Raw genomic sequence first — 3079 nt, forward strand, 5'->3', positions numbered from 1 at the left:
CCCACGAACACGAGACCAACCACTACGCTCAACACCAGCCCCAACCGGCGGCTGGAGCCAACGCATAGAGCCTCCACCGATCCCGGAGCGCTTCAAAGACCGACGTGGTGATCACCCGTACGGCCCGGCATACAGCTGCGTTTCCCGGGCAACCGCCGACCTGACCCCGGGCGCGTTCCGTCCGTGGTGTTCCGGGAGGTGCGTGCCGTGGCCGAGCCCCGAGCAGGCCGCAGCACCCACCTCGCCCTGCACGGCCGACTTCGCACCCGACCTGGAGGCACCATGCCCGCGACCGACGAGCGTCCCCATCCACGTTCCGGACGCCTGTATCTCGACCAGACCATCCACCTGGTCGTCAGCGCCACCCAGGATCTGCCGGTCGAGGTCCGTTTCACCTATGACGCCGCCGATCCGCTCGCCGTGCGCATGGACTTCACCGGCTGCGCCGACGCTCTCGCCCCCTGGGTGTTCGCCCGTGACCTGCTACACGCGGGCCTGCACGGGCCGTCCGGCGTCGGCCACGTGCGCGTCTGGCCGGACCGCCGCCGACACGGCCCCGGGTCGATCCGGATCCTGCTGACCGGCACGGAGGGGACGGCCGTGCTGCGCGTGCCGGCCGTCCCGTTCGAGAAATGGCTAACAAAGACCTTCTCAGTCGTACCCGCCGGCACGGAGCAGGATTACCTGTACTGGGACGACGTCGTGCGGGAATTGCTCCGGCAGTACTGAACGGCACCCAGGCCCCGCAGTCGGGCCAGCCGCAGGCCAGCTGCCAACCGGTCGGGAGTGGAAGACAACGCCGTACTCCCTGGCGAACCGGTTGGCCTCGGCGGCAGAACCGCCCATGAAGCGCAGATAGAAAGCATAGGCAACCGACTCGATCTGCTCCGAAGTCAGATACAGCGACCAGCAGTTGCCGATCTGACGCGCCGAGCGCATCCGCCCCGCCAGGCCCTCCGCCGGCGCTCAGGCACCTCGCCTTCCCGGCGACCGTCACTGGCCGGTAAGGTCGGGCGCGACCAAGTCCCGCTCAGGGCGAGCAGGCAAGGCCGTGCCTCCCCTTGCACCGTCTGTGGCGGGCATCCAACAGGCCCCCGTCCGAGAATGAGGGCCCGGCGCACAAAGGGAACGCAGACGCTCTGGCGCCAGTCGGATGCGGGCGGGATCTCCATCCGGGCCGCGAGGGACAGGTGCGTCCGGGACCGCGTCTACCCACCTGGACACGACGACGTCGCCCTCCTCATCCTCACACCCGAGCAACCCCGCTGAGCGCCAAGCAGGCCGCCCCCCCCAGCGCTGGGGATGCCCTGCGGTTCCTGCTGCCGGCAGGCAAACCCTCTGCCCGGACCTATCGTTCATCCATTCGCCGAGGGCGCGTCAAGTTGGAGGCACCGCTGCCGGTGCCGACGTCCAGCACCCGTGCCCCGGACCAGGTCGTCGAAGAGGACGTCGCGTGGCTTGGGCGTGGCGTGGGCCTTGCCGCAGCGTCGTACGCCGTGGGGGCATGGGTGGACGGCGTGAAGGTCGCAGCGCCAGAACTCCAGGGCACGAAAACCGGAGACCACGCGCAGGTCACCGGTCCTGGCGATAGGCCGGGAGGCTGTCGCTGCGGGTCCAGTGAGTGTCGTTGCGGTGGGCGTAGTCGGCGCGGTCCGTGTGCCAGGCGGGAAGCGGCTCCGGCCGACGAACCAGTGTCATCGCCCTCCGGCAGCCAGACGACGTACGAGAAATCCTGGCGACCACGCTGGCCACGCCCGGTCTGAATGACACGCCAAGAATGTGCCGTGTGCATGGGATGCGATGCTGGGACGGTTGCCCACCGCCCCAATCTATCGATCAGTGGGATCGCCAACGAGGAGCGGCGCGGGCGGCAACGGCAGCGGCAGCAGGGCGAGCACGCCCGGCCACCGACTTCGACACCGAGTAATCCGGTGTCGTCATGCTTCGTCCCCAGTCGCTTCGGATGACCGACGCACGGGGTCCGCACTCCGTCCAGGCCCGCGTCACCACCTCCCTCTTCCGGAGCCACGACCTCCGCGTCGAGTGCGCCCTGGAGCCCGGCAGACCCGTCCGAGCACCTGGCATGCGGACGCCCCACCACTGCCGGTGGGATCCCCCTCCGGGCCCGGGGCCCTGCTCGGCCCCCTCAGTCCGCCGGCTGCTCGGCGGAATCAGAATCCGTAGCATCGTGAGTTCGGCGGAGCAATCCCGACGAACGTCATCTCCGTATGAAGTAACAGGAAGCAAATCTTTCTCCACAACAACATCAACCGAGAAGTTCGCAATCGCTCATGGTCGATATCGGAGGTGATGGTCCGCCGCCTGAATGCGCTTCGCGGGCGGCGACCGGCGCACAGAGCTACGCGCAGGCTCTCAAGCGCCGGGGACGGCTCCGAGGCCGCCGGAAAATCAAGCACACCCTCAGAGAGGGGCTCACCATGCGCGCACACACCCGTATCAAGCGAGCGGCCATCGCGGTCGCGGCAGCACCGATCCTGGCCATCGCCGCCGGAGCCGGCGCCGCCCACGCAGCCGCCACCACCGCACCCGAGCACGTCGTCTCTTTCCACCAGGACAACGGCTGGGGCTGGGGCGGCGGTGGCGGTTGGGGCTGGGGTGGAGGACACCACAGCCACGGCTGGGGCTGGGGCTGGGGCTGGGGTGGAGGACACCACAGCCACGGCTGGGGCTGGGGCTGGGGCGGAGGACACCACAGCCACGGCTGGGGCTGGGGTGACTGAGTGCCGGCAGAACTGATCGCCACCTGAGATCCAGTGCTCAACCCCGAAAGGAGAAGTTGCCATGCGTGCAAACATCTCCACGGTCAGACGCGTGGCTGCCGCCATCTGTACCGCTCCCCTCATCGCCCTAGCGGCCGGCGCGGGAGCCATCAGCGCGGCTGCGGCTGACCACCACGCACCGAACAGCACCGCCGCCGTGTCCCCCAAGCCCTGCCCTCCCAAGCACACCTGTCCACCCGGTTGGATCGCGTCCCATGAAGTGGTGTAGCCGGGCAGGGTTCCGGAACGCGCGGGTGTCTGCTCGGGGCGTGCATCCGCTGGCGTTGCGTGCTCCCTGA

The 3079-nt window shown here is 69.0% G+C and carries 4 protein-coding genes; 2 read left to right on the forward strand and 2 right to left on the reverse strand.

The annotated features are described in order from the left end of the window. Positions 1 to 282 precede the first annotated feature (282 nt). The gene (locus ACWDEN_RS47945; protein ID WP_450864442.1) at positions 283 to 729 is read left to right on the forward strand and encodes an SsgA family sporulation/cell division regulator; all 447 of its coding nucleotides are present in this window, start codon (positions 283 to 285) and stop codon (positions 727 to 729) included. On the opposite strand, the gene ACWDEN_RS47950 is transcribed toward ACWDEN_RS47945, so the two are convergent. Together ACWDEN_RS47950 and ACWDEN_RS47955 are read right to left on the reverse strand one after the other, a co-directional pair. Further along, the gene (locus ACWDEN_RS47950; protein WP_351601964.1) at positions 652 to 939 is read right to left on the reverse strand and encodes a DUF6417 family protein; all 288 of its coding nucleotides are present in this window, start codon (positions 937 to 939) and stop codon (positions 652 to 654) included. The two genes, ACWDEN_RS47945 and ACWDEN_RS47950, sit on opposite strands and share 78 nt — an antisense overlap. Before the next feature lie 633 nt (positions 940 to 1572). Further along, entirely contained in the window at positions 1573 to 1698 is a 126-nt protein-coding gene (locus ACWDEN_RS47955) for a hypothetical protein (protein ID WP_450864444.1), read from the reverse strand. Positions 1699 to 2438: 740 nt separating this feature from the next. Here ACWDEN_RS47955 and ACWDEN_RS47960 point away from each other — a divergent pair. Further along, positions 2439 to 2741: a hypothetical protein gene (locus tag ACWDEN_RS47960; protein ID WP_450864446.1), complete on the forward strand. Its 303-nt coding sequence runs from the start codon at positions 2439 to 2441 to the stop codon at positions 2739 to 2741. Positions 2742 to 3079 lie beyond the last annotated feature (338 nt).

The organism is Streptomyces sp. NPDC001153 (assembly GCF_053598315.1).